The 26865-nt window shown below is 39.9% G+C and carries 22 protein-coding genes, 2 tRNA genes, 3 rRNA genes and 3 pseudogenes; 3 read left to right on the forward strand and 27 right to left on the reverse strand.

Features of this window, described 5'->3' with window-relative positions:
- Nucleotides 1-67: 67 nt before the first annotated feature.
- From HMPREF9182_RS03635 to HMPREF9182_RS03695, 13 genes are all read right to left on the reverse strand, one after another.
- The gene (locus tag HMPREF9182_RS03635) at nt 68-838 is read right to left on the reverse strand and encodes an acetyl-CoA carboxylase carboxyl transferase subunit alpha (RefSeq protein ID WP_009754374.1); all 771 of its coding nucleotides are present in this window, start codon (nt 836-838) and stop codon (nt 68-70) included.
- Complete coding sequence (gene accD, locus HMPREF9182_RS03640; protein WP_009443116.1) at nt 835-1698, reverse strand: acetyl-CoA carboxylase, carboxyltransferase subunit beta; 864 nt, start codon at nt 1696-1698, stop codon at nt 835-837. The genes HMPREF9182_RS03635 and accD overlap by 4 nt, the downstream gene beginning before the upstream one ends.
- 69 nt (nt 1699-1767) lie before the next feature.
- On the reverse strand, nt 1768-3147 hold the full coding sequence (gene accC / locus HMPREF9182_RS03645; RefSeq protein ID WP_009755121.1) for an acetyl-CoA carboxylase biotin carboxylase subunit: 1380 nt from the start codon (nt 3145-3147) through the stop codon (nt 1768-1770).
- 17 nt (nt 3148-3164) lie between these two features.
- Nucleotides 3165-3587: a 3-hydroxyacyl-ACP dehydratase FabZ gene (fabZ, locus tag HMPREF9182_RS03650; protein ID WP_008809611.1), complete on the reverse strand. Its 423-nt coding sequence runs from the start codon at nt 3585-3587 to the stop codon at nt 3165-3167.
- On the reverse strand, nt 3584-4072 hold the full coding sequence (gene accB, locus HMPREF9182_RS03655) for an acetyl-CoA carboxylase biotin carboxyl carrier protein (protein ID WP_009754869.1): 489 nt from the start codon (nt 4070-4072) through the stop codon (nt 3584-3586). The genes fabZ and accB overlap by 4 nt, the downstream gene beginning before the upstream one ends.
- A 6-nt stretch (nt 4073-4078) precedes the next feature.
- A complete protein-coding gene (gene fabF / locus HMPREF9182_RS03660; RefSeq protein WP_009754597.1) occupies nt 4079-5311 on the reverse strand; it encodes a beta-ketoacyl-ACP synthase II in 1233 nt (410 codons plus the stop codon).
- Between the two features lie 100 nt (nt 5312-5411).
- Complete coding sequence (fabG, locus tag HMPREF9182_RS03665) at nt 5412-6146, reverse strand: 3-oxoacyl-[acyl-carrier-protein] reductase (protein WP_009443415.1); 735 nt, start codon at nt 6144-6146, stop codon at nt 5412-5414.
- Nucleotides 6147-6155: 9 nt separating this feature from the next.
- Entirely contained in the window at nt 6156-7076 is a 921-nt protein-coding gene (fabD, locus tag HMPREF9182_RS03670) for an ACP S-malonyltransferase (protein WP_009754420.1), read from the reverse strand.
- A complete protein-coding gene (fabK, locus tag HMPREF9182_RS03675; protein WP_009443874.1) occupies nt 7069-8043 on the reverse strand; it encodes an enoyl-[acyl-carrier-protein] reductase FabK in 975 nt (324 codons plus the stop codon). Before fabK ends, fabD begins: the two co-directional genes overlap by 8 nt.
- Nucleotides 8044-8317: 274 nt before the next feature.
- Nucleotides 8318-8542 carry an acyl carrier protein gene (locus HMPREF9182_RS03680; RefSeq protein ID WP_009754783.1) on the reverse strand — a complete coding sequence of 75 codons (225 nt, stop codon included), beginning with the start codon at nt 8540-8542 and terminating at the stop codon, nt 8318-8320.
- Between the two features lie 54 nt (nt 8543-8596).
- Nucleotides 8597-9571 carry a beta-ketoacyl-ACP synthase III gene (locus tag HMPREF9182_RS03685; protein ID WP_009443973.1) on the reverse strand — a complete coding sequence of 325 codons (975 nt, stop codon included), beginning with the start codon at nt 9569-9571 and terminating at the stop codon, nt 8597-8599.
- Nucleotides 9571-10005, reverse strand: a complete 435-nt coding sequence (gene fabT, locus HMPREF9182_RS03690) for a fatty acid biosynthesis transcriptional regulator FabT (protein ID WP_009754934.1) — start codon at nt 10003-10005, stop codon at nt 9571-9573. Before fabT ends, HMPREF9182_RS03685 begins: the two co-directional genes overlap by 1 nt.
- A 125-nt stretch (nt 10006-10130) precedes the next feature.
- Nucleotides 10131-10922, reverse strand: a complete 792-nt coding sequence (locus HMPREF9182_RS03695; RefSeq protein WP_009754422.1) for an enoyl-CoA hydratase — start codon at nt 10920-10922, stop codon at nt 10131-10133.
- Nucleotides 10923-11137: 215 nt separating this feature from the next.
- Between HMPREF9182_RS03695 and HMPREF9182_RS03700 the strand changes: the two genes are divergently transcribed.
- The gene (locus HMPREF9182_RS03700; protein WP_009443141.1) at nt 11138-12487 is read left to right on the forward strand and encodes an aspartate kinase; all 1350 of its coding nucleotides are present in this window, start codon (nt 11138-11140) and stop codon (nt 12485-12487) included.
- Between the two features lie 98 nt (nt 12488-12585).
- Here HMPREF9182_RS03700 and HMPREF9182_RS03705 read toward each other — a convergent pair.
- The 8 genes and pseudogenes from HMPREF9182_RS03705 to HMPREF9182_RS03740 all read right to left on the reverse strand — a co-directional run bounded on the left by HMPREF9182_RS03705 (nt 12586) and on the right by HMPREF9182_RS03740 (nt 20887).
- Nucleotides 12586-12659: transfer RNA gene (locus HMPREF9182_RS03705), tRNA-Asn, on the reverse strand.
- Nucleotides 12660-12664: 5 nt separating this feature from the next.
- A 5S ribosomal RNA gene (gene rrf, locus HMPREF9182_RS03710) occupies nt 12665-12780 on the reverse strand.
- A gap of 79 nt (nt 12781-12859) precedes the next feature.
- A 23S ribosomal RNA gene (locus HMPREF9182_RS03715) occupies nt 12860-15770 on the reverse strand.
- 120 nt (nt 15771-15890) lie between these two features.
- Nucleotides 15891-15963 (reverse strand) — tRNA-Ala (locus HMPREF9182_RS03720).
- A 53-nt stretch (nt 15964-16016) separates the two neighbouring features.
- Nucleotides 16017-17560: ribosomal RNA gene (locus HMPREF9182_RS03725) — 16S ribosomal RNA — on the reverse strand.
- The 16S, 23S and 5S rRNA genes sit together here with 2 tRNA genes alongside, the layout of an rRNA operon.
- A gap of 745 nt (nt 17561-18305) precedes the next feature.
- Nucleotides 18306-18848 (reverse strand): ribosome hibernation-promoting factor, HPF/YfiA family, encoded by a 543-nt coding sequence (gene hpf, locus HMPREF9182_RS03730; RefSeq protein ID WP_009443288.1) that lies wholly within the window; start codon nt 18846-18848, stop codon nt 18306-18308.
- A 79-nt stretch (nt 18849-18927) separates the two neighbouring features.
- Nucleotides 18928-19589: pseudogene (locus tag HMPREF9182_RS11130) on the reverse strand (ComF family protein).
- Nucleotides 19586-20887, reverse strand: a complete 1302-nt coding sequence (locus tag HMPREF9182_RS03740) for a DEAD/DEAH box helicase (protein ID WP_009754976.1) — start codon at nt 20885-20887, stop codon at nt 19586-19588. The pseudogene HMPREF9182_RS11130 and the gene HMPREF9182_RS03740 overlap by 4 nt, the downstream one beginning before the upstream one ends.
- A 56-nt stretch (nt 20888-20943) precedes the next feature.
- On the opposite strand from HMPREF9182_RS03740, the gene HMPREF9182_RS03745 reads away from it, so the two are divergent.
- Together HMPREF9182_RS03745 and cysK are read left to right on the forward strand one after the other, a co-directional pair.
- A complete protein-coding gene (locus tag HMPREF9182_RS03745; protein ID WP_009443620.1) occupies nt 20944-21573 on the forward strand; it encodes a YigZ family protein in 630 nt (209 codons plus the stop codon).
- A gap of 100 nt (nt 21574-21673) precedes the next feature.
- Complete coding sequence (cysK, locus tag HMPREF9182_RS03750) at nt 21674-22603, forward strand: cysteine synthase A (protein WP_009443079.1); 930 nt, start codon at nt 21674-21676, stop codon at nt 22601-22603.
- 47 nt (nt 22604-22650) lie between these two features.
- On the opposite strand, the pseudogene HMPREF9182_RS09900 reads toward cysK, so the two are convergent.
- The 6 genes and pseudogenes from HMPREF9182_RS09900 to HMPREF9182_RS11135 form a co-directional block, all read right to left on the reverse strand.
- Nucleotides 22651-23013: pseudogene (locus HMPREF9182_RS09900) on the reverse strand (S1 RNA-binding domain-containing protein); the annotation flags it as partial.
- Nucleotides 23010-24413 carry a bifunctional Cof-type HAD-IIB family hydrolase/peptidylprolyl isomerase gene (locus tag HMPREF9182_RS03755; protein WP_009443852.1) on the reverse strand — a complete coding sequence of 468 codons (1404 nt, stop codon included), beginning with the start codon at nt 24411-24413 and terminating at the stop codon, nt 23010-23012. The pseudogene HMPREF9182_RS09900 and the gene HMPREF9182_RS03755, both read right to left, overlap by 4 nt.
- Nucleotides 24414-24507: 94 nt before the next feature.
- Entirely contained in the window at nt 24508-25140 is a 633-nt protein-coding gene (locus tag HMPREF9182_RS03760) for a response regulator transcription factor (RefSeq protein WP_009443407.1), read from the reverse strand.
- 1 nt (nt 25141) lies between these two features.
- Nucleotides 25142-26143, reverse strand: a complete 1002-nt coding sequence (locus HMPREF9182_RS03765; protein WP_009754490.1) for a sensor histidine kinase — start codon at nt 26141-26143, stop codon at nt 25142-25144.
- Nucleotides 26140-26649, reverse strand: a complete 510-nt coding sequence (liaF, locus tag HMPREF9182_RS03770; protein ID WP_441347889.1) for a cell wall-active antibiotics response protein LiaF — start codon at nt 26647-26649, stop codon at nt 26140-26142. Before liaF ends, HMPREF9182_RS03765 begins: the two co-directional genes overlap by 4 nt.
- A pseudogene (locus HMPREF9182_RS11135) lies at nt 26647-26837 on the reverse strand (DUF7649 domain-containing protein); the annotation flags it as partial. The pseudogene HMPREF9182_RS11135 and the gene liaF, both read right to left, overlap by 3 nt.
- Nucleotides 26838-26865 lie beyond the last annotated feature (28 nt).

Genomic DNA, 26865 nt, shown 5'->3' on the forward strand with positions numbered 1-26865 from the left:
TCTATTCTATTATCATTTATCCTAGTCATGATTAGTAAAGTCCACAAGTTCTTCTTGCGGACTTTACTCAATATTTTCTGAAACGTTGATAACGCTGTTCAATCAACTCATCTACACTCAACTTAGAAAGTTCTTCTAATTCAGTTACTAGCTCTTGCTTGATAGAAGCAATTAAGTCTTGATTACTCAATCCAGCTTCCGTAATAACTTTATCAACTACATCCATTTCCAAAAGCTCGTGCGAAGTAATTTTCATCAGCTCAGCCGCCTCCATAGCTCGGCTACCATCTTTCCACAAGATAGAAGCAAAACCTTCCGGACTCAAGACAGCATAAATAGAATTCTCCAGCATCCATACCCGGTTTGCTACTGCCAGTGCCAAGGCACCGCCTGAGCCTCCTTCTCCGATAATAATAGCAATTATTGGAACCTTAAGATCACTCATTTCCATGAGGTTTCGAGCAATAGCTTCACCTTGCCCTCGCTCTTCAGCTCCTACGCCTGGATAAGCTCCAGCTGTGTTAATAAAAGTCACAATCGGTCGACCAAATTTTTCAGCCTGTTTCATCAAGCGTAAAGCTTTTCGATAGCCTTCTGGATGAGGTTGCCCAAAATTTCGTCTCAAGTTATCCTGAAGATTCTTTCCCTTTTGAATACCAACGACAGTTATGGGACGACCATCTAAGCTGCCAATACCACCAATTACAGCACCATCATCACGAAAAGAACGATCTCCATGTAACTGTATAAAATCGTCCAATAAAGCTTTAGCATAGTCCAGAGCTGTCAGTCTCGTCTGATCTCTCGCTTCTCTTACAATTCGAGTAATCTTTGTCATCGCTGACCTCCATGAAATTTCAAAAGTGTAGCAATTTTATCACGTAATTTTGCTCGCTTTACAATTGCATCTACAAAACCGTGTTCCAGAAGGAATTCAGCTTTTTGAAAGTCATCTGGTAAATTTTCTCGTACCGTTGACTCAATCACACGTCGCCCGGCAAAACCAACCAAACTTTGGGGTTCTGCGAGAATAATATCACCTTCCATAGCAAACGAAGCGGTCACACCACCTGTCGTCGGATCTGTCAAAATAGTTAAGTAAAACAAACCTGCTTTGGAATGTCTCTGTACTGCAGCTGAGATTTTAGCCATCTGCATCAGGCTAATAATTCCTTCTTGCATTCGTGCTCCGCCCGAAGCAGTAAATAAAACCACTGGCAAATGATGCTCCGTTGCATATTCGAACAAACGAGTAATCTTTTCTCCAACCACACTTCCCATGGAAGCCATGATAAAGTTTGAATCCATAATGCCTAAAGCAGTTTTTTGCCCCTTGATCAATGCTGTTCCTGTTAATACAGCTTCATCCAGACCAGTTTTCTCACGCGTAAGAGCCAGTTTGTCCATATAGCCTGGAAAATTAAGCGGATCTTCTGATTCAATGCCTGTGAACAGCTCAGTAAAACTGTCCTCATCTACAATTAAGTCCAAACGTTCCAAAGCTGTAATACGGAAGGTATAATCACAATTCGGACATACACGCTCACTCCCTAAATCTTTTTGGTAAATGGTATGTTTACATCCCGGGCACTTTGAAAAAAGCTCATCTGGCACCTCTGGTTTTTGTTGAGGCAGGTCTCGAGACGAACGATTAGGATTGATCCGGATGTATTTATCCTTTTTGGAAAATAAGGCCATCATTTACTCCTTTATCACTGCAGTTTTCCTCGGTTCCAGCTTGCTCTCATCTGCCCTCACCAAAGGATGTCAATTATCTTTTTTTAATCTTTCTTGATAAGCGGGAAGAAATTTTTCCATCAGAAAAGCTGTATCATAATCTCCCGCAATCACTTGAGAATCAGAAATTAAATCTAACTGAAACTCACTATTTGTTAATACTCCATCGATTTCCAGCTCATAAAGAGCTCTTTGCATTTTCATCAATGCATCAAAGCGATTATCACCATGAACGATAATTTTAGCAATCATACTGTCATAGTATGGAGGAATCGTATAGCCCGGATAAACTGCCGAATCAACACGCAGCCCCACACCTCCACTAGGTAGATGTAAATTTGAAATCTTCCCAGGACTCGGTGCAAAGTTGAAGGCAGGATTTTCAGCATTAATGCGACATTCAATAGCATGGCCGCGAATTTCAATATCATCCTGAACGAATGAGAGTTCTTGACCATCAGCAATGCGAATCTGTTCCTTAACAATATCTACGGCAGTCACAAATTCTGTTACAGGATGTTCTACTTGAACACGAGTGTTCATTTCCATAAAGTAGAATTCACCTTTATTTTCATCATAGAGAAACTCAATTGTTCCAGCATTTTCATAGCCGACTGACTGAGCGGCTCGTACAGCTGCATCTCCAATCTTTTGACGGAGAGTCTTTCCGATAGCTACTGATGGAGCTTCTTCTAAGACCTTTTGGTTATTACGCTGGAGCGAACAGTCACGCTCTCCCAGATGGACGACATGTCCATGCTGATCCGCCAAAATCTGCACCTCAATATGACGAGCAGGATAAATCACGCGCTCCATATACATAGCACCATTCCCAAAAGCGGCTTTGGCCTCACTAGAAGCGGACTCAAAAGCTGCTACAAGGTCCTCGGCTTTTTCAACTTTACGGATGCCCTTTCCGCCACCTCCGGCAGAAGCTTTTAGCATAACAGGATAGCCAATTTTTTCAGCAATTTCCAAAGCCTCTTCAGCAGTAAAAACTTCCCCATCAGATCCTGGAATAACCGGAACATTAGCCTTAATCATCTGAGCACGAGCATTAATCTTATCACCCATCAAGTCCATAACAGAACCTGACGGACCAATGAATTTCACTCCAACTTCCTCGCACATAGTAGCGAACTTAGAATTTTCACTTAGAAATCCGAAACCAGGATGAATAGCTTCAGCCTCTGTCAAGACAGCTGCAGAAAGCACAGCATTCATATTAAGATAGGAATCAGTAGACTTAGCAGGCCCAATACAAACTGCTTCATCTGCCAACAATGTATGTAGAGCTTCTTTATCAGCTGTTGAATAGACCGCCACTGTCGCAATCCCTAATTCACGAGCCGCACGAATAATTCTGACCGCAATTTCCCCACGGTTAGCAATCAATATTTTACGAAACATGGTGAAATATCCCTTTCTTATTGACCAATAGCAAATGTCAAGGTACCACTGGCTGCAAGTTTCCCATCTACTTCTGCTTTTGCTTCGACAACCGCAATAGTACCACGACGTTTCACAAATTTAGCAGTCATGATAAGCTGATCACCTGGAACAACTTGTTTCTTGAATTTGACCTTATCCATTCCCGCATAAAAGACTAATTTGCCTTTGTTTTCTTCTTTAGATAATTCCAATACCCCCGCAGTCTGAGCCAAAGCTTCCATAATCAAAACACCTGGCATGACTGGATACTGTGGAAAATGTCCGTTAAAGAATGGTTCATTAATTGTCACATTTTTTAAAGCAACAATCTCATCTTCGCTAACTTCTAATACACGATCCACCAACAACATTGGATAACGATGCGGAAGCGCCTCTTTTATTGCATTGATATCGATCATTTAATGCGTACCAGACCTTTCCCAAATTCAACCATTTCTTCATTTTGAACTAAAACTTCCGTGATAATACCATCTTTAGGAGCAGGTACTTCATTCATGACTTTCATCGCTTCGATAATCATCAAGGTTTGCCCTTTTTTCACTTGGTCACCTACGTTCACAAAAGCAGGTTTATCTGGTCCGGCTGCTAAATAGGCTACTCCAACCAAAGGACTTTCCACGACATCACCTTCAGCCGCGATTGGTGCAGGTGTTGCTTCAGCAATCACTTCTTGCTGTTCAACAACTACTTCAGCCTGAGGAGCTGGAGCAATTGGAGCTTCTGGTGTAGCTGTAGGAAGAGGACTTGCATTAACCTCTTGAGGTACAATTCTTCCTTCGTTTTTACTGAATGTCAGTTCATCTTGTTGATTTTTATATGAAAATTCCCGCAAACTTGATTGGTCAAACTGTGCCATCAAGTCTTTAATTTCATTGATATTCATGAGATATTATGCCTCCCAACGCTTAAAAGCAAGAACAGCATTATGACCGCCGAACCCAAATGTATTAGAAATAGCATAAGGAATTTCTCGCTCCTCACCTTGCCCAAAAATGACATTGGCTTCAATATAGTCTGACAATTCTTGAGTTCCAGCAGTTTTTGGTACGAAGCTATGACGCATTGCTTCAATAGTCGCAATTGCTTCAACTGCTCCAGCCGCTCCAAGCAAATGACCTGTAAAAGATTTAGTAGAAGAAACAGGTACATTTTTGCCTAAAACAGCCACAATCGCGCCGCTTTCTCCTTTTTCATTGGCTGGGGTAGAAGTTCCATGAGCATTGACATAAGCTACATCCGCAGGTGTAATCTCAGCTTCTTCTAATGCTAATTTAATTGCCTTAATCGCTCCTTGACCTTCTGGATGAGGAGAGGTCATATGGTAAGCATCGCAAGTATTTCCATAACCAACAATTTCTGCGAGAATTGTTGCGCCACGTTTTTCTGCATGTTCAAGGCTTTCAAGTACTAACATACCCGAACCTTCTCCCATAACAAAACCATTCCTGTCTTTATCAAATGGAATAGAAGCACGAGTTGGATCTTCTGTTGTGGACAAAGCTGTCAAAGCCTGGAAACCAGCGATCGCAAATGGCGTAATAGAAGCTTCAGAACCACCGACTAACATCACATCTTGGAAACCAAATTTGATCGAACGGAAAGCATCTCCAATAGCATCATTTGATGAAGCACAGGCTGTATTAATGGATTTACAAATACCATTTGCTCCAAAACGCATAGCAACATTTCCTGAAGCCATATTTGGCAGTGCTTTTGGAAGGGTCATTGGTTTCACACGTTTTGGACCTTTTTCATGTAGACGAATCACCTGCTCTTCAATTTCTTTAATACCACCAATACCAGAAGCAACGATGACTCCAAAACGGTCTTTATCAATCGCATCTACATCTAAATTTGCTTGGTTAACTGCTTCTTGCGCAGCATAGAGGGCATAAAGCGAGTAGTTGTCAAAACGATTGGTATCTTTTTTAATGAAATATTTATCAAAAGGGAAATCCTGCACTTCCGCAGCATTATGAACAGCAAATTCACTATGATCAAATTTAGTAATTGGACCAATCCCAATTTTTCCTTCTTTAAGGCTAGTCCAGAATTCTTCTGGCGTATTCCCTATTGGGGAAGTTAAGCCATAACCAGTTACTACAACACGATTTAGTTTCATTTAGAACTCCTTTTTATATTAAGAAATAAGAAACACATGATCTCATTGTTTGCACTCTCGATTTCTTATTTCCCAAATTTGCTACTGAATTATCTCAGCTTTATTGCATAGTCAAGCCACCATCGATAGCAATCACTTGACCTGTTACATATTCTTGACTAGCAAGAAAAACTGCAACTTCTGCAACTTCTTCTGTATTCCCAAAGCGTTTCATTGGTATTTGAGCCAGAGATGCTTCTTTAATTTTGTCTGGCAAACCATCCGTCATATCAGATTCGATAAAACCTGGTGCAATGACATTAACACGAATATTTCGAGCAGCAACCTCTCGAGCTACTGATTTAGAAAAACCAATTAAGCCTGCTTTTGATGCTGCATAATTCGCCTGCCCAATATTTCCTGTCAAGCCAACTACACTAGACATATTGATAATCGCACCCTGACGCGCCTTAGTCATTGGTTTCAAGACAGCCTGCGTCATGTTAAATGCTCCTGTCAAATTGACCTTAAGCACTTGTTCAAAGTCTTCCTCAGTTAATTTCAGCATCAGCTTATCTTTAGTAATTCCAGCATTATTAACCAATACATCAATTGAACCCATAGCCGTAGTTGCTTCTTCTACCATACGCTTTGCATCAGCACTATCTGAAACATCTCCTGAAACAGCAAGAACCTTCACGAGATATTTCGCAAATTCATCCAAAACTTCTTCAGAAACCTGACCACGGCCATTTAAAATAATATTCGCTCCAAGACTGGCAAATTTATGTGCAATTGCAAGACCAATTCCTCGACTAGAGCCCGTAATTAGTACGTTCTTATTTTTTAATTCCATTTTATTTCCTCATTTTTCCAGAAGTTGCATCAAACTAGCTTGATCTTCGACTTGATAAATAGTAGCAGACTTATCAATTTTTTTAACAAATCCAGAGAGAACCTTTCCTGGACCAATCTCAATAAACTCCGTTACACCAGCTTCTTGCATTCTAGCAATACTGTCATAGAAACGAACTGGCTCCATCACCTGACGAGTCAAAAGCTCTTTAATTCGTTCCTTTTGCATAACACTCGCTTCCGTATTTCCTACCAAAGGTATTTTGAAATCAGAAAAGTTAACATCCTCTAAGACTTCAGCTAATGAATCACTAGCTGGCTTCAATAAAGCAGTATGGAAAGGACCTGATACATTGAGTGGAATCAATCTCTTTACACCTACTTCTTGCAAAAGCTCTACCGCTTTATCAACTGCTTCAACCTCACCACCAATCACAATCTGACTAGGAGTATTATAATTAGCTGGAGACACCACACCAAGCGCACTAGCTTCTTTACAGGCTGTCTCAATTAGGTCCAAATCTGCATTTAGAACTGCTACCATTTTACCAGAACCTGCTGGAGCAGCTTCTTCCATAAAGGCTCCGCGCTTAGCAACCAAAGCTAGGGCATTCTGAAAATCTAAGGCTCCAGAAGCCACCAAAGCAGAATATTCTCCCAAAGAAAGGCCAGCTACTATATCAGGTTTGATCCCTTCTTGAATTAACAAGCGATAAATGGCCAGAGAAGTTGTCAAAATTGCTGGCTGTGTATAGCGAGTCTGATTCAATTTTTCTTCATCGCTGTCAATCAAATCACGCACATCATAGCCTAAAATTTGACTAGCTTCCTCAAAAGTTGATTTCACGACATCATACTGATCGTATAGTTCACGTCCCATACCAAGGTACTGTGCCCCCTGACCAGCAAATAGAAAGGCTTTTTTAGTCATTTCTAGTTACACCTGCCCAGCGTTTAGCTTCTTGCTGAATTTTTTCAGCAGCTCCAAAATAGACATCCTTCAATATTTCTTCAACAGTTTCTTCCCTGCTAACCAAACCTGCAATTTGTCCTGACATGACCGAACCATTTTCCACATCACCTCGGATAACTGCATTCGCTAATGCACCTGCACCAAGATTTTCAAAGACAGTCAAATCGGGCTCTTCCTGTTTGAAAGCAGCTTTTTCAGCCTTTTCAAAATCACGTGTCAATTTATTTTTCAAAGCACGAACGGCATGACCAAAATGCTGTGCAGAAATGGTTGTATCAATATCACGTGCCTTCAAAATCATATCTTTGTAATTTTGGTGTGCATTTGATTCCTTAGCTACTACAAAGCGAGTTCCCAACTGAACAGCCTCTGCTCCTAACATGAAACCAGCTGCTGCACCTGCACCATCAGCAATTCCACCTGCTGCTATAACTGGGATATTCACTGCCTCAACCACTTGACGAACAAGGGTCATCGTTGTTAACTTACCAATGTGTCCTCCAGCTTCCATACCTTCAGCAATAACTGCGTCAGCTCCGATTTTTTCCATACGTTTCGCAAGCGCTACACTTGGCACTACTGGAATAACTGTAATTCCTGCCTCATGAAAACGAGCCATATAACGGCTTGGATTTCCTGCGCCAGTCGTCACAACTTTCACGCCTTCTTCAATCACCAAATCAACAATATCGTCTACAAACGGTGATAACAACATGATATTCACGCCAAAGGGTTTATCTGTCAATGACTTGATTTTATCGATATTGGCTTTAACCACTTCTTTCGGAGCATTTCCTCCACCGATAATTCCTAATCCTCCTGCTTTAGAAACAGCTCCTGCTAAGTCACCATCAGCTACCCAAGCCATACCACCTTGAAAAATAGGATATTTAATATTTAGTAATTCTGTAATTCGTGTTTGCATAATACCTTCCTTTTAATATTGCTTAAGTAATAGCTCGATTCTCAAAAATCTTATACTTTGACAGTCAAACTATTACCTAAACAAGAGGGAGTGGCGAAAAAGTCTAACTCGATTTTCATTCCACCCCAGCATTCTTAACTGCATTGAATCTTTATCATTTTCATGGTTATGTTCTATAGAAACCAAGATAGGATAAAAGACAGCCAAGACTGCCACCTCAAATTCGTCTTTCTAAAAGAGGGCGAGAACGTATCCTCAGCCCCATTTATTCAAATTATTTAGTTTTTTCTTCAACGTAAGCAACTAAATCACCCACTGTTGTCAATCCTTCTTCAGTTTCGATTTGGATGTCAAATGCATCTTCGATTTCTGAAATAACTTGGAACAAATCAAGTGAATCTGCTTCAAGATCATCAAAAGTTGACTCAAGTGTTACTTCTGATGGTTCTTTACCAAGTTCCTCTACAATAATTTCCTGTACTTTTTCAAATACTGCCATGATAGACTCCTTTAAAATAAAAATATTTTTAATATGTGATCACCACATAATTAACTAAATTGTAACAATAAGTGTTCCCCATGTCAAACCTCCTCCGAAACCTGACAATAAAATTGTCTGATTTCCATTAAGGTTAATAATCCCCTGCTCCACGCACTCCGAAAGTAAAATCGGTATGCTAGCAGCACTAGTATTTCCATATTCCATCATATTAGCTGGGATTTTATTCCTAGAAACACCTAATTTTTTCGCCATTTTGTTCAAAATGCGCTCATTTGCTTGATGAAGTAAAAAATAATCAATATCTTCTACTTCAAGATGGCTAGCTTCTATCGTTTCACTAATTGACTGAGCGACATCTCTAATTGCAAAATCAAAAATTGCTCGTCCGTCCATTGCTAGATATTTCTGGTCAGGTGTCTCTTGAGCAAACGGCGAAGATAAACCAAGAAAACCTGAAGTAAGCTTCTCACCACGTGAACCATCTGTCCCTTGCTTTTCAGCTAAGAAATACTGCATCTGAGCGCTCTCTAACAACACTCCACCGGCACCATCACCAAACAAGACGGCCGTCCCTCTATCCGTCCAATCAACAACTTTAGATAGAGTCTCACTACCAATAATCAGACCTTTTTGATAAGTCCCTGAAGCTATTAGTTTTTCTCCCATTGATAGTGCAAAGACAAAGCCACTACATGCTGCTGTCATATCAAAAGCAAATGCTTTTTTAGCTCCAATATTTGCTTGCACTCTTGCCGCTGTAGACGGCATAAGTGAGTCTGGAGTAATAGTTGCTACAATGATAAAATCCAGTTCATCAGCACTCAAGTCAGCTTTAGTCAACAATTTTTCTGCTACTTTTGTAGCCAAATCACTCGTTGACTCATCATAAGCTAAATGGCGCTTTTTTATTCCTGTCCTACTAGAAATCCATTCATCACTTGTATCCATTATTTCAGCTAAATCGTCATTTGTAATAACCTGTCTAGGCGCATAATGAGCAACTTGACTAATTCTTGCATACTTCATTATTTCAAGTCCTCTAGAAAATGATATAAATTTTTAAGACCCTTTTGCATAACCTGGATTTCATCCCTACTCATACCAGCGATGATTTTATCTAGCATTGCATGATGAAACCGTCGATGCAAACGGTATAAAAGTCGACCATTCCTTGTCAAACTTAGGTGGACAACACGTCGATCAACATCAGAACGCGTTCTCTCCACGTAACCTTTACGCTCAAGATTATTCAAACTGGTTGTGACAGTACCTAACGTTACCATCAACTCCCTCGATATATCACTTGGAGTCGCATTAGGTGTTTCTCCAATAACATCAATTGTATGCATTTCTTTGATGGAGACGTCATTGAAGCGGCTACTTCGCAGACTAGATTCTTCAATCACCAATACATTATTAAAAATTGATGTTAGATAATCATTTACAAGTTGGTAATTCAATCACCCGTTCTCCTTCCAAAAAATTTAACAATCAAAACATTTGACTATCAAAGTATATCAAACTTCATTTCTTTTTGCAAGTATTTTTTGAAAATGGAAGTTTTTTCATAACAAGACGTAAATAACTATTTCCCATTAAAATTAGGACGACGTTTTTCTGAATATGCTCGAACCCCCTCTTTGAAGTCCTCAGTGAAAGCTAAAGATTTTTGCAGCTGTAATTCTAGCTTAGCATAACCTTCCCATGCTGAAAACTGGCTCTCCCAAATCATTTCTTTCATTGCCTTATAAGAGTTCATTGAACCACGCTTCAATTTTTTAATCAATTGATCCGTGGTTTTCTCTAATTTGTCTGATTCACATAATCTATACAAAATACCATACTCTAAAGCCTTTTCCGCAGTCAAAGCTTCCCCCGTCATCACAAGATGAGTTGCACGTGTCACCCCAATAGCTCTTGTTAATAGATAAAGTCCTCCCGCATCTGGAGCCAAACCAACTCCGACAAAAGCTTGAATAAAGCGTGCTTTATCACTTGCTATACAAAAATCTGCTGCAACAACCATATTAGCCGCAGCACCAGCAACTGGACCATTCACACACATGATTACTGGTTTAGGCATTTTTTTCATTTCAAAGGAAATAACGTTTACTAATTCAGCAATTTTAACCAATGATTGAATATCATCAGCATCAACAGCACGTTGCATTTCCGCTAGATCGCCCCCAATAGAAAAAATTTTACCATTAGCCTTGATCAATAATATTTTAACTTCATCGTCGTTTGCAACAAGTTGAAAAGCTTCTAAAATTTCAAGACACATAGGGATATTGAAGCCATTCGAAACAGTTGGTCGATTAAACGTAAGAACTGCTACCTCATCCAGCACTTCATATAAAACTGTAGAAAAACTCATATATTCACTCCATATTTCTAAAAGATTTGAATGTTAAATAATTTGAACATCAAATTGATAACATCTAATATTCTAACATAAAAAAATTATCCCGCAAAATAAAAATTGGATACAAATATAGAACGTTCGTATTTCAAAGCCTATTTCCTCTAAAAACTGACAGAATGCATATTATTTGCTATAATGTAGAGAAGTAATTACCTTTAGGAGAGAGTATGAAAGTTGTAAAATTTGGTGGTAGCTCACTAGCTTCAGCTTCCCAATTACAGAAAGTTCTAAATATCGTAAAATCTGATAAAAACCGAAAATTTGTTGTCGTATCAGCCCCAGGCAAGAGAGATAACAATGACACAAAGGTAACAGATGCGCTGATCCAATATTATCGTGCCTATATTGAAGGAGAAGATCTTATCCCACATCAAGATTGGATTATCAAACGTTACCAACAAATGGTTTCTGAACTACAGCTAAAACCACTTATTTTGGATAAAATTACAAAGAGCATCTTAGATTTAGCAACTCTCCCTATTGAAGAGAATCCCTTTCTTTATGATACTTTTTTAGCAGCTGGAGAAGATAATAATGCGAAATTAGTTGCTGCCTTTTTTAATCAAAATGGATTAAAAACACGTTATATTCACCCTAAAGAAGCAGGTATTCTTGTAAGTAGTGAGCCTAGCAATGCACGCATCCTTCCTTCCAGCTACGATAAAATTGAAGAGTTGAAAAATTATGAAGAAGTACTGGTGATTCCCGGCTTCTTTGGTATCACTCAAAAAGGACAAATTTGCACCTTTTCACGTGGGGGATCCGATATAACAGGATCTATCATCGCTGCTGGAGTTAAAGCAGATCTTTATGAAAATTTCACCGATGTTGATGGTATCTTTGCTGCACACCCTGGCATCATACAAAAACCACACTTAATTCCCGAATTAACCTATCGAGAAATGCGTGAACTTGCTTATGCAGGATTTGGAGTCTTACATGATGAAGCACTTATTCCTGCCTATAGGGGCAAAATCCCACTAGTCATTAAAAATACAAATAATCCAGACCATCCTGGAACAAAAATTGTACTCAAACACAGTCATAAGGCTATTCCAGTAGTAGGTATCGCAGGAGATTCCAACTTTGTCAGCATTAATATGTCCAAATATCTAATGAACCGTGAAGTCGGATTCGGAAGAAAAGTTTTACAAATTCTTGAAGAATTAAATATACGTTGGGAGCACATGCCGACTGGAATTGATGATTTATCAATTATTTTACGAGAACGTGAATTGACTCCCATCAAGGAGGAAGAAATCTTACGTCAACTAACTCAAAAAATTGAAGTTGATCATGCAGAAATTGAACATAATTTATCTATTATCATGATTGTCGGTGAAAAGATGAAAAGCCATATTGGACTAACTGCTACAGCGACTAAAGCACTCTCTGATAATAACATTAATATTCAAATGATTTCTCAAGGATCAAGTGAAGTATCGATTATGCTTGTAGTTAATTCAGAACAAGAAAAGGCAGCTATCCAATCCCTTTACAAAGCATTTTTTAATTAAAAATACGGATTGAAAAATTCTTTCAATCCGTATTTTATGTCTTCCTATTATAAAGTAAAAATAAAAAAGATAAGAAAACTTATCTTCTTTAAATACAACTCCGGCAGTAGGACTCGAACCTACGACATCATGATTAACAGTCATGCGCTACTACCAACTGAGCTATGCCGGATAAATGCTAAGCAACTACCATATCTCACAGGGGGCAACCCCCAACTACTTCCGGCGTTCTAGGGCTTAACTTCTGTGTTCGGCATGGGTACAGGTGTATCTCCTAGGCTATCGTCACTTAACTATGAGTATCTAATCTACTCAAAATTGAATAACTATTCATTTCTAACAAGACTTATTGAACGCTGCACTCAATGAAAATTGGATAAGTCCTCGAGCTATTAGTATTAGTCCGCTCCATGTGTCGCCACACTTCCACTCCTAACCTATCAACCTGATCTTCTCTCAGGGCTCTTACTAACTTGCGTTATGGGAAATCTCATCTTGAGGTGGGTTTCACACTTAGATGCTTTCAAGCGTTTATCCCTTCCCTACATAGCTACCCAACGATGCCTCTGGCGAGACAACTGGTACACCAGCGGTAAGTCCACTCTGGTCCTCTCGTACTAGGAGCAGATCCTCTCAAATTTCCTACGCCCGCGACGGATAGGGACCGAACTGTCTCACGACGTTCTGAACCCAGCTCGCGTGCCGCTTTAATGGGCGAACAGCCCAACCCTTGGGACCGACTACAGCCCCAGGATGCGACGAGCCGACATCGAGGTGCCAAACCTCCCCGTCGATGTGAACTCTTGGGGGAGATAAGCCTGTTATCCCCAGGGTAGCTTTTATCCGTTGAGCGATGGCCCTTCCATGCGGAACCACCGGATCACTAAGCCCGACTTTCGTCCCTGCTCGAGTTGTTGCTCTCGCAGTCAAGCTCCCTTATACCTTTACACTCTGCGACTGATTTCCAACCACTCTGAGGGAACCTTTGGGCGCCTCCGTTACCTTTAAAGAGGCGACCGCCCCAGTCAAACTGCCCGTCAGACACTGTCTCCGTAGATGATAAACCTACCGGGTTAGAGTGGCCATAACACAAGGGTAGTATCCCAACAACGCCTCCATCAAAACTGGCGTCCCGATCTCGTAGGCTCCTACCTATCCTGTACATGTGGCACAGAAACCTCAATACTCAAACTGCAAATAAAGCTCCAAGGGGCCCTTTTCCGTCCTGTCGCGGGGTAAACCGGCATCTTCCACGGGGTACCAAAATTTTCACCGAGTCTCTCGTTGAGACAGTGCCCAAATCATTACGCCTTTCGTGCGGGTCGGAACTTACCCGACAAGGAATTTCGCTACCTTAGGACCGTTATAGTTACGGCCGCCGTTTACTGGGGCTTCAATTCATACCTTCGCGTTACCGCTAAGCACTCCTCTTAACCTTCCAGCACCGGGCAGGCGTCACCCCCTATACATCATCTTACGATTTAGCAGAGAGCTGTGTTTTTGATAAACAGTTGCTTGGGCCTATTCACTGCGGCTGACTAAAGTCAGCACCCCTTCTCCCGAAGTTACGGGGTCATTTTGCCGAGTTCCTTAACGAGAGTTCTCTCGCTCACCTGAGGCTACTCGCCTCGACTACCTGTGTCGGTTTGCGGTACGGGTAGAGTATGATACATCGCTAGAAGCTTTTCTTGGCAGTGTGACATCACTAACTTCGCTACTAATCTTCGCTCCCCATCACAGCTCAACGTTATAGGTATAAGCATTTGACTCATACCACGCCTCACTGCTTAGACAGACTCTTCCAGTCGTCTGCTTTAGTTAGCCTACTGCGTCCCTCCATCACTTCATACTCTAGTACAGGAATATCAACCTGTTGGCCATCGGATACACCCTTCGGTCTCTCCTTAGGTCCCGACTAACCCAGGGCGGACGAGCCTTCCCCTGGAAACCTTAGTCTTACGGTGGACAGGATTCTCACCTGTCTTTCGCTACTCATACCGGCATTCTCACTTCTATGCGTTCCAGCGCTCCTCACGGTACACCTTCGCCACGCATAGAACGCTCTCCTACCATCCCCTAAGGGATCCACAGCTTCGGTAAATTGTTTTAGCCCCGGTACATTTTCGGCGCAGGGTCACTCGACTAGTGAGCTATTACGCACTCTTTGAATGAATAGCTGCTTCTAAGCTAACATCCTAGTTGTCTGTGCAACCCCACATCCTTTTCCACTTAACAATTATTTTGGGACCTTAGCTGGTGGTCTGGGCTGTTTCCCTTTCGACTACGGATCTTAGCACTCGCAGTCTGACTGCCGACCATAATTCGTTGGCATTCGGAGTTTATCTGAGATTGGTAATCCGGGATGGACCCCTCACCCAAACAGTGCTCTACCTCCAAGAATCTTTATGTCGACGCTAGCCCTAAAGCTATTTCGGAGAGAACCAGCTATCTCCAAGTTCGTTTGGAATTTCTCCGCTACCCACAAGTCATCCAAGCACTTTTCAACGTGCCCTGGTTCGGTCCTCCAGTGCGTTTTACCGCACCTTCAACCTGCTCATGGGTAGGTCACATGGTTTCGGGTCTACGTCATGATACTATTTCGCCCTATTCAGACTCGGTTTCCCTATGGCTCCGTCTCTTCAACTTAACCTCGCATCATAACGTAACTCGCCGGTTCATTCTACAAAAGGCACGCTCTCACCCATTAACGGGCTCGAACTTGTTGTAGGCACACGGTTTCAGGTTCTATTTCACTCCCCTCCCGGGGTGCTTTTCACCTTTCCCTCACGGTACTGGTTCACTATCGGTCACTAGGGAGTATTTAGGGTTGGGAGATGGTCCTCCCAGATTCCGACGGGATTTCTCGTGTCCCGCCGTACTCAGGATACTGCTAGGTACAGAGTCTATTTAAAATACGAGGCTCTTACTCTCTTTGGCTGACTTTCCCAAGTCATTCTTCTATAAACTCTGAGTCCATATTGCAGTCCTACAACCCCGAAGAGTAAACTCTTCGGTTTGCCCTCCTGCCTCTTCGCTCGCCGCTACTAAGGCAATCGCTTTTGCTTTCTCTTCCTGCAGCTACTTAGATGTTTCAGTTCACTGCGTCTTCCTCCTCATATCCTTAACAGATATGGGTAACAGGCATCAACCTGTTGGGTTCCCCCATTCGGACATCCACGGATCGTCGCTTACTTACAGCTCCCCGAGGCATTTCGTCGTTTGTCACGTCCTTCTTCGGCTCCTAGTGCCAAGGCATCCACCGTGCGCCCTTACTAACTTAACCTTATTCTTGACCTTTCAGTCTTAAACTCATTAATATTCACAGCGTTTCGGTTTATTTCTTGTTACTATTTGATATAGTTATTCAATTTTCAATGGACTAGTCTTGGAACTTCCGTTCCAATGGAGCCTAGCGGGATCGAACCGCTGACCTCCTGCGTGCAAAGCAGGCGCTCTCCCAGCTGAGCTAAGGCCCCACAAGATCTCTCAAAACTAAACAAGACTCAATGTGCATTCCGTTTTTCCTTAGAAAGGAGGTGATCCAGCCGCACCTTCCGATACGGCTACCTTGTTACGACTTCACCCCAATCATCTATCCCTTAGGCGGCTGGCTCCTAAAAGGTTACCTCACCGACTTCGGGTGTTACAAACTCTCGTGGTGTGACGGGCGGTGTGTACAAGGCCCGGGAACGTATTCACCGCGGCGTGCTGATCCGCGATTACTAGCGATTCCGACTTCATGTAGGCGAGTTGCAGCCTACAATCCGAACTGAGACTGGCTTTAAGAGATTAGCTTGTCGTCACCGACTTGCGACTCGTTGTACCAGCCATTGTAGCACGTGTGTAGCCCAGGTCATAAGGGGCATGATGATTTGACGTCATCCCCACCTTCCTCCGGTTTATTACCGGCAGTCTCGCTAGAGTGCCCAACTTAATGATGGCAACTAACAATAGGGGTTGCGCTCGTTGCGGGACTTAACCCAACATCTCACGACACGAGCTGACGACAACCATGCACCACCTGTCACCGATGTACCGAAGTAAAACTCTATCTCTAGAGCGGGCATCGGGATGTCAAGACCTGGTAAGGTTCTTCGCGTTGCTTCGAATTAAACCACATGCTCCACCGCTTGTGCGGGCCCCCGTCAATTCCTTTGAGTTTCAACCTTGCGGTCGTACTCCCCAGGCGGAGTGCTTAATGCGTTAGCTCCGGCACTAAGCCCCGGAAAGGGCCTAACACCTAGCACTCATCGTTTACGGCGTGGACTACCAGGGTATCTAATCCTGTTCGCTCCCCACGCTTTCGAGCCTCAGCGTCAGTTACAGACCAGAGAGCCGCTTTCGCCACCGGTGTTCCTCCATATATCTACGCATTTCACCGCTACACATGGAATTCCACTCTCCCCTTCTGCACTCAAGTTAAACAGTTTCCAAAGCGTACTATGGTTAAGCCACAGCCTTTAACTTCAGACTTATCTAACCGCCTGCGCTCGCTTTACGCCCAATAAATCCGGACAACGCTCGGGACCTACGTATTACCGCGGCTGCTGGCACGTAGTTAGCCGTCCCTTTCTGGTAAGATACCGTCACAGTGTGAACTTTCCACTCTCACACTCGTTCTTCTCTTACAACAGAGCTTTACGATCCGAAAACCTTCTTCACTCACGCGGCGTTGCTCGGTCAGGGTTGCCCCCATTGCCGAAGATTCCCTACTGCTGCCTCCCGTAGGAGTCTGGGCCGTGTCTCAGTCCCAGTGTGGCCGATCACCCTCTCAGGTCGGCTATGTATCGTCGCCTAGGTGAGCCGTTACCTCACCTACTAGCTAATACAACGCAGGTCCATCTGGTAGTGATGCAATTGCATCTTTTAATCAATTATCATGCGATTTTCAATCTTATGCGGTATTAGCTATCGTTTCCAATAGTTATCCCCCGCTACCAGGCAGGTTACCTACGCGTTACTCACCCGTTCGCAACTCTTCCAGAAGAGCAAGCTCCTCCTTCAGCGTTCTACTTGCATGTATTAGGCACGCCGCCAGCGTTCGTCCTGAGCCAGGATCAAACTCTCATTTAATGTTCGTTTGTCTTCTTGCTCATTCTGTCACTGACAGATTTATTGCTTTTTTATGTTTGACGGACTGTCTCTCTTGACAGTCGCCTGCACATTGGTTCGTCTTGTTCAGTTTTCAAAGGTCTTTACTGCCTCTGGCGAGACAACTATCTTAGTATATCATCTACTAACTAAACTGTCAACTACTTTTCTTATCTTTTATTTTTTATTTGATATAAAAAAATCCAAAATGATGTCAATCTTCTTGAAGTAGAACTTCATTTTAATATAATTTTTTGCAACATCAGAAAAATTAGAAGGATTTTAAAATAGAAATATTTAGTACAAGTTAAATCTTTGTATTAAGAACGTACTTTTAAAAAACATCTCAAAAGTGAAATCACTTGAAAGTTTGCGAACTCTTCTTAAATAATAGGCTTAAAGATATCAGTAAAGTTTGTAAAAAATTAGTCCAAATCATGTGGCGTATTTTTCTTTGTAAATAGGATTTACATGATAATCACAAACACTCAATTAAACATTTCTTTCTATTTATTACCTAGCATTAAAGTAAATGTTTTTGCACTGCTAATTTAGTTATAATGATCAAAAGCAGAGGTAAGTAAAAATATTCTAAGAAAGTATTAAGCAGTAAATCTATTGGATAACTTTTATAGATTATGTAGTTTGAATTTTAAGTTTAGGATTTTTTTGATATTTAAAATAATTTTAAAAGAGATTGATTTTTCTTTCAATCTCTTTCTTATCACTATTTAACTTCTAACAAGCCAATATCTCCGTCTTCACGGCGATAAATAACATTTGTTGTGCCATCTTCAACATCTGTATAAATGAAGAAGTCGTGACCCAATAAATCCATCTGAAGCAATGCTTCTTCTAAATCCATTGGTTTCAAATCAATATGTTTTGAGCGAACCACTTTGGCAGACACTTCATCATTTTCTTCTACAAGTACCTCTGTAAAGATCTGACTAGCTGAAACTTTACTACGATTTTTTCTTTCAATCTTCGTTTTATTTTTACGAATTTGACGTTCAATTTTATCTACAACTAAGTCAATGGAACCATACATGTCTTGTGAAATATCTTCCGCACGAAGCATAATGGATCCAAGAGGGATTGTTACTTCAACTTTAGCTGTTTTTTCACGATAAACTTTAAGATTAATACGCGCATCCAATTCTTGATCTGCTTGGAAGTACTTTTCAATCTTTTCTAGTTTAGAAACTACGTAATCACGGAGTGCTTCTGTTACTTCAAGGTTTTCACCACGGATACTATATTTAATCATATAAGTACCTTCTTTCTAAACATAAAGTTTTCTTTTTATATATTATAACGCTTTCATTTCTTTTTTGCAAATTTTTTTCTTACCTTGCGAGCGAAAATGTCATGATTTCTTTCACTCCATTTTCAATTAAGGTTTGTTTAGCATCTTGTAAAGTGCTACCTGTTGTATAAATATCATCTATCAATAATATTTTTTCAGGGATATTTTTTTCTTTTTGTATAGAAAAATTCCCTCTACTTTTCAGGCGTTCTTCTCTATTTTTACTTGATTGTGCTTCAGTTTCTTTTTTATTCAATAGAGTTCTGTATGAAATCCCAGCAGCTTCTAGCAATCCTTCTACTTGATTAAATCCTCTTTTTTGGATCTTTTTTTCACTTACTGGAATGGGAACAATTGCATAGTCTTTATATTTTTTAATTCTTTTCTTATAACCTTAGAAAATACTTTACGTAATAAATAATCCCCTTGAAATTTATAACGACTAAAGTATTCCTTCATAGCTTGATTGTAAATGAATAAACTTTTATGCTCTACTTCTTTTCCCTGATTTTGCCAATAGCGACAATCTAAACAATCTTTTGTTGCTTCTTTGTAGCACATTGGACAATGATTGTCCGATATTTTTTCAAACTTTTGGAAGCAGTCTTCGCAAACTTGGCTGTGAGTATTTTTCAATAGTAGAATGTCAATAAATCGATTACTTCCTTGAAATGTAGCAGAACACATCAAACATTGAATCATATACTTGCCTCTTTATTCATTTTTTTAATTTCTTTAATGGCTTTCTCCATTTGTAGGTTACTACCGTCATGAAAGAAAAATAAATCTCCTGTCGGACGTTCTAAACTTCGCCCAACTCGCCCACCAATCTGAACTAAAGCACTTCGTGTAAATAGTCTATGATTAGCTTCTATGACAAATACATCCACACATGGAAATGTCACCCCTCTTTCCAAAATAGTTGTTGTTACCAACATAGTAATTTTTTGCTCACGAAAATCTTGAACAACCTCCAAGCGATTTTCTGTTGTTGAAGCAACAAATCCTACTGTTTCTTCTGGAAAATACTGTTGTAGTATTTGACTAATTTTCTCTCCTTTCTTTATTTCTGATGCAAAAAGCAAAAGTGGAAAAGCTGTCTTTCTCTGATTTTGAATATATTTCACCAACTTGGCGGGGAGTTGTCCAACTTCTATTTTTTTATCCAAATCAGAAAGCCATACTTTTTGTGGGACGATTAAGGGATTTCCGTGAAAACGCCTTGGCAAACTTAAACGCTTTATAAGCCCTTTTTGAACTTTTTTATCTAGTTCATCTGTAGAGGTCGCTGTCAAAAATACAGTGGTTCCTTCAATTTTTACTGCTTGATTGACCGCATGATATAGGACGGGATTGTCTACATAAGGAAAAGCATCTACTTCATCTACAATTAATAAATCAAAAGCGTGATAAAATTTTAATAATTGATGAGTTGTCGCAATGACCAATGGGCTACGAAAATATGGATCCGATTCGCCGTGTAACAAGGAGATTGGACATAAGAAATCACTTTTTAATCGCCTATAGAGTTCCAAGCAAACGTCAATTCGGGGACTGGCAATACAAACTGCCCCACCTTTGTCTAGTATAGAAGCAACTACTTGATAGATCATCTCTGTTTTTCCGGCTCCTGTTACTGCATGGACAAGTGTATTTTGTCTCTTTTCTACTGCTTCTAGCAAGCCTTGAGATACTTTTTCCTGAAATGTTGTCAGTTTTCCTTCCCATCTCATACTTGAGCTAACGGGGAATGCTTCTTGAGGGAAATAATACAATTCCTCATCACTACGTACTCGTCCTAATAAAATACATTCACGGCAATAGTACGCACCTACAGGCAAAACTGAATGTTCCTTATCAATCAGATTATTACACCGAGAACATAGCAATTTCCCTTTTTCTTCTTTCATCCCGGGCAATGTGTGGGCGATCTGTCGCAATTCAACAGATAACTGTTCTTTTGTAAACATGCGGCCGAGGCAATCTTGTAATTCTAACATAACTTTTAATTCGCATTTTTTTGGAAAAATCCGTAGTTTTTTTGTAAAATAAATTTATGGAATTTAGAACAATTAAACAAGATGGCATAGTGGAAGATGAAATCAAGAAATCTCGTTTTATTTGTCATATAAAACGCGTCACAACCGAAGAGGAAGCCAGAGATTTTATTACTTCCATAAAAAAAGAACATCATAAAGCAACCCATAATTGCTCCGCTTTTATTATTGGTGAAAAAGGAGAAATCAAACGTACAAGTGATGATGGCGAACCCAGCGGTACTGCAGGTGTTCCGATGTTGGGTGTTTTAGAAAATCATCAACTCACTAATTTGTGTGCTGTTGTCACGCGTTACTTCGGCGGAATCAAATTAGGGGCAGGCGGATTAATTCGAGCTTATGCTGGTAGCGTTGCACTTGCTATCAAAGAAATTGGTGTTGTAGAAATAAAGGAACAAGTAGGCTTAAGATTACAATTATCTTATAGCCAATATCAAGAATATGGAAATTTTTTAAAAGCTGAAAATCTTACTGAGCTTGATAGTGAATTTACAGATACGGTATCTACCTCTATTTTTGTTGATAAAAATGATCAATCTAGGATTGAGAATGCATTGATTGAATTCTTTAATGGTAAAATCACGCTTACCAATCAAGGTGTTCGAAAAATAGAAGTGCCTATCTCGTAATGTTATAAAGAAAAGCTATGACTCTCATAGCTTTTTTATATTTTACAAATTCTAATTTTCATTTTATACTTTCTTTAATAAAATTTCGTGAGGTGACATTATGTCTAAATTATATAACAATATTACTGAATTAATCGGCAATACTCCCATTGTCAAATTAAATCATTTGGTTCCTGAAGATGCGGCTGATGTTTATGTAAAATTAGAGGCATTTAATCCCGGTTCTTCAGTTAAAGACAGGATTGCTTTAAGCATGATTGAAGCAGCCGAGCAAGATGGCACTTTAAAACCTGGAGGAACCATTGTAGAAGCGACAAGTGGAAACACTGGAATTGGTCTTTCATGGGTCGGCGCTGCTAAAGGATACAAGGTAGTTATCGTGATGCCTGAGACCATGAGTGTTGAGCGCCGCAAAATCATCCAGGCTTATGGAGCTGAACTGGTACTAACTCCTGGAAGTGAAGGGATGAAAGGAGCTATTGCCAAAGCACAAGAAATCGCACAAGAACGTAATGGTTGGTTGCCACTACAATTTAACAATCCAGCTAATCCAGAGGTTCATGAATGGTCAACAGGTGCCGAAATCATCGCTTCTTTTGGAGAAACTGGGTTAGACGCTTTTGTTGGGGGAGTTGGTACAGGTGGCACTATATCAGGTGTCTCACATGCACTCAAAAAAGCAAACTCTTCTATTAAAGTTTACGCTGTAGAGGCAGATGAGTCAGCCGTTCTTTCTGGAGAAAAACCTGGGCCTCATAAAATCCAAGGGTTGTCTGCTGGTTTTATTCCTGATACATTGGATACTTCGGCTTATGATGGTATCATTCGCGTATCATCAGAGCAAGCATTAAATCTCGGTCAAAAAATAGGTGGCTATGAAGGATTTCTTGTAGGAATTTCATCTGCAGCAGCTATTTTTGCGGCAATCGAAGTGGCTAAAAAACTAGGAAAAGGAAAGAAGGTGTTAGCCTTAGCTCCAGATAACGGTGAGCGATACTTGTCAACAGCATTGTATGAATTTGATGAATAACTTGTCAATATATAAAGAAAAATCATCCTATTTTTCAGGATGATTTTTTCATCTTTTTGTTGGGATAAAAACTGCAAGGCCTCTTCCGTCCAAATAGGGATGCTTTTAGCCAATGGGGCAAAACCAAATTTATGACGATCATTTGAAAAACGATGGCGTTTTGGGAAACGGTGTTTTTCTTCTTCCAATGTGCGCATTGAAAGACTAGCTTTTTTAGTAAACTCATCAAAATCTAAAACTTGTACTTCTACCGTATCTCCGACAGAAAGAAGATCATGAATATCATCTATGTAACCTGTCCTTATCTCAGAAATATGAATCAAGCCTGTAACACCAGATTCCAACTCCACAAAAGCACCATAAGGCTGAATTCCTGTAATTATTCCACTTAATTTATCACCAATTTTCATTCGTTCTCAACCTCAATCGTCTCGATAACAACATCTTCGACAGGTTTATCCATTGCTCCGGTTTCTACTTGAGCAATTTCATCTAAGACCTGATAGGACTGTTCATCTAGGAGTTGACCAAACACTGTATGGCGTCGGTCTAAATGTGGTGTTCCTCCTGTACGAGCATAAATTTCTGCGATTTCTTTCGGCCACCCTCCGCGACTAAGCTCTTTAGCGGAATATGGAAGTTTAGAATTTTGAACAATAAAAAATTGACTACCATTTGTATTAGGGCCTGCATTGGCCATAGATAAAGCCCCCCGAATATTATATAATTCTGGTGAAAATTCATCTTCAAAACTTTCACCATAGATGGATTCACCCCCCATTCCGGTTCCTGTCGGATCTCCACCTTGAATCATAAAATCTGGAATAATGCGATGGAAAATGACACCATCATAATAGCCATCTTTTGCAAGTGCGATAAAATTAGCAACTGTTTTAGGCGCTTGTTCTGGAAATAATACTAATTTCATATCACCATGATTCGTCTTAATTGTAGCAATAGGTCCCTTATTTTTTTCAACTTCTATTTGTGGGAAATGCAATTCTTTTTCTACCATTCCTAGCTTCTCCAAGGCATCAAAGATACCATCTTCTTCTACTGATTTTGTTATGTAATCTGCTTTTTCAAGTATTTGCGGATGTGATTTCTTCATCGCAATCCTCATCCCTGCATAATCAAACAATTCTAAATCATTCAATTCGTCTCCAAAAACCAAAAGGTTTTCTGGCTTCATGCCTAGTTTTTCTATGACTTTTTGAACACCGCTAGCTTTAGAACCCTTAGCTGACACGACATCTGAGGAATGAGGATGCCAGCGAACCATCCGTAAATCTTTTGATAAATCATCCGGCAACTGCAAATTGTCCCCTTGATCCTCAAAAGTCCACATTTGATAAACATTTTCTGATTGATAAAAATCAGGATTGACCGGCAAATGATCATAAACGATATCAATGGCATTATTAATCAAAGAACTACGCTTGGACAGAGCTGCACTGTGACTGCCAACAAGTCCATAATCAATTCCTACTTCTTTGGTCCAAGCAATATATTTTTCGACTAGTTCTTTTGCAATTGGTTGTTGATAAACAACGTTTCCTTTTTTATCTTCGACATATGCTCCATTGAGAGTTACGAAGAAATCCGGTTCTAGCTCACGAATCTCAGGCACGACACCAAAAATTCCACGTCCACTAGCAATCCCTGTTAAAATACCTTTTTCTTTTAGAGATCGAAAAACTTCACGAACACTGGCTGGCATATAGCCAGTGTCTTTTACTCTCAACGTATCATCAATATCAAAAAAGACAATTTTAATCTTTTTTGCTTTGTATCTTAATTTTGCGTCCATACATTCCTCTTCTTATGCGATGTTCTTATTATACCACAAAACTTTGAGGATGAATTCCCTATCCTATCAAAGTAAATTACTCGTATTGCGTAGCTTAAAAGTCTTCTTGGGGAACCAGATGGTGTTGAAAGGCGTATACAACTGCTTGTGTTCGATCTCCTACTTCTAATTTAGATAAAATGTTAGAAACATGTGTTTTTACAGTTTTTAGGGAAATAAAAAGTTCATCAGCAATGCGTTGATTTTCATAGCCTTTAGCTAATAATCCTAAAATATCCCGTTCACGCGCGGTTAAATCTTCATGTAATTCTATATGATTGCGATGGTACTGTACTTTTTTACTAACCTCTGTTTCAATCGCAATTTCTCCTTTTGCCACTTTTCGAATGGCTTGTAAGATTTCGTCTGCACTTGAAGTTTTTAGCATATATCCCTTTGCACCTGCATCTAGAACAGGATAGATCTTTTCATTATCTAAATAAGAGGTTAAAATTAAAATTTGAGCTTCTGGCCACTCTTTGAGGATAGCCAATGTTGCTTCTATACCATTCATTTCGGGCATGACGATATCCATCACGATAACATCAGGGCGAAGCTCTAAGGCCTTCTCTACCCCCGCACGTCCATCTGCACTTTCCGCTACAACATCTACATCTGCCTGTAAATCTAGGTAGCTTTTTAGACCTAGACGAACCATTTCATGATCATCTACCAATAAAATTTTCATATTATTTTTCACTTCCTTCTAGCAATGGCACTCGAATATCAATTGCGACACCTTGTTTTGGCGCTGTTAAAATTTGGATCTCACCAGCCATATCATATACTCGCTCTTCTATATTTTTCAATCCATAACTGACTTCATCTAGCTTCTCGCGATGAAAGCCAATGCCATTGTCAGACATTTTTAGTTGAACTTCATTCTTATTTTGATAAAGGTATACATCTAAACGACTGGCTTTTGCGTGACGTAAGGTATTACTGATAATCTCTTGGGCAATACGGAAAATATGCTCTTCGATTTTTTGGGGAATACGATCAACTTGATGTTCGAAATGCACTTCAATATCGCTCTTATCCGTCAATTCTTTTACAATAACTTCCAAACCTGCAACCAAACTTCTACCTTCTAACTCTATCGGTCGCAGATGAAGGAGTAATACTCGCAAATCTTTTTGAGCGGTATCCAAGATAGCTGTCACACTTTGTAATTGCTGTGCTACTTTATGTTTTTCTAACGAATCCAATCGACCAGCAATTCCAGATAGAATCATATTAGCAGCAAATAATTCCTGACTAACTGTATCATGTAAATCCCGAGCAATCCGTCGTCGTTCTTTTTCTATAATAACTTCTTCTTTTTGTAATACTTGATTCTCAGATTTTTGTAAATTTTCAGTTAAGAGAGTTAACTTAGTAGCAATTTTATGAAATCCACGATCAATATCCACCTGATGACTAGGCCGAATAGGTTGTCCGTCCAAAATATGGCGGATATTTTTTTTGATAGAAGATAATGTTGCCATTTGTACAAATTTCATAACTAATAACAATAAAATGGTTAAAGACATCGTTAAGAAAAAGAGTACAAAAATAAATTTTTGTAAAGTCTGGATATTTCCAAAAGCACTCTGCCATTGAAAGTTAAATAAACTGAATACATAATGAACAATAATGGCTGAGATAAGTAATGAGTAGAAGAGCAGTACAAAATAGTATGATTTTCTCATTTACGAACAACCTCTATATTTCCAACTAAATTAGCAATGACTACTTTTACACTCTTATTTGACCGCTTAAAATCTGAGGTGACAAGGGAAATGCTTTCATTTCTTAAATCACGAATAGGCTGTTCGAAAAAGATAAGCTGTCCATACATGCTATTTACTTTTAAGCTCACTGCAACGTCCACAGGAACAATAATTTTTGTATCTCCGAATCCTTTTCGTAGCACAATGACGTTATCATGATTCGTTAAGATAACTTCTTCTAAATGAATCGTATCTTTTCCTACCATTCGAAAAAGGTTAATATCATCGAACCGACAATCATCATGAGAAGCAAAATGGTGTAAATCACCTAACCATCGATTTTTTTCCCTCCTAACAACCGTATCCTCTTCAAATTCAAGATGCGTCGAACCATTATCTTTATACATATAAGGAAATGCGACGATTAATCCATAAACAACAGCAAATAAAACAGCTCCTATGACAAATGGATTTGCCATCATCATAAAGAATAAGAGGATGGAGGCTGTTACTAAGAAAAAGTTTCCTCTCTGCTTGCCAAGATAATAATACAATAACAGCAAAAACAAGACAGAGAAAAAATAAATCGGAAGAAATCATCTGCCACAATCGTGATAAAAGCCATTGTCAGCAAAACGGCTTCTATGAAGACAAAAAATTGGATTTTTTTCATATCGTCTGTCCTTTCTGTAATTCTATTG

This window comes from Streptococcus sp. oral taxon 056 str. F0418, from assembly GCF_000220065.1.
Classification (GTDB): Bacteria; Bacillota; Bacilli; order Lactobacillales; family Streptococcaceae; genus Streptococcus.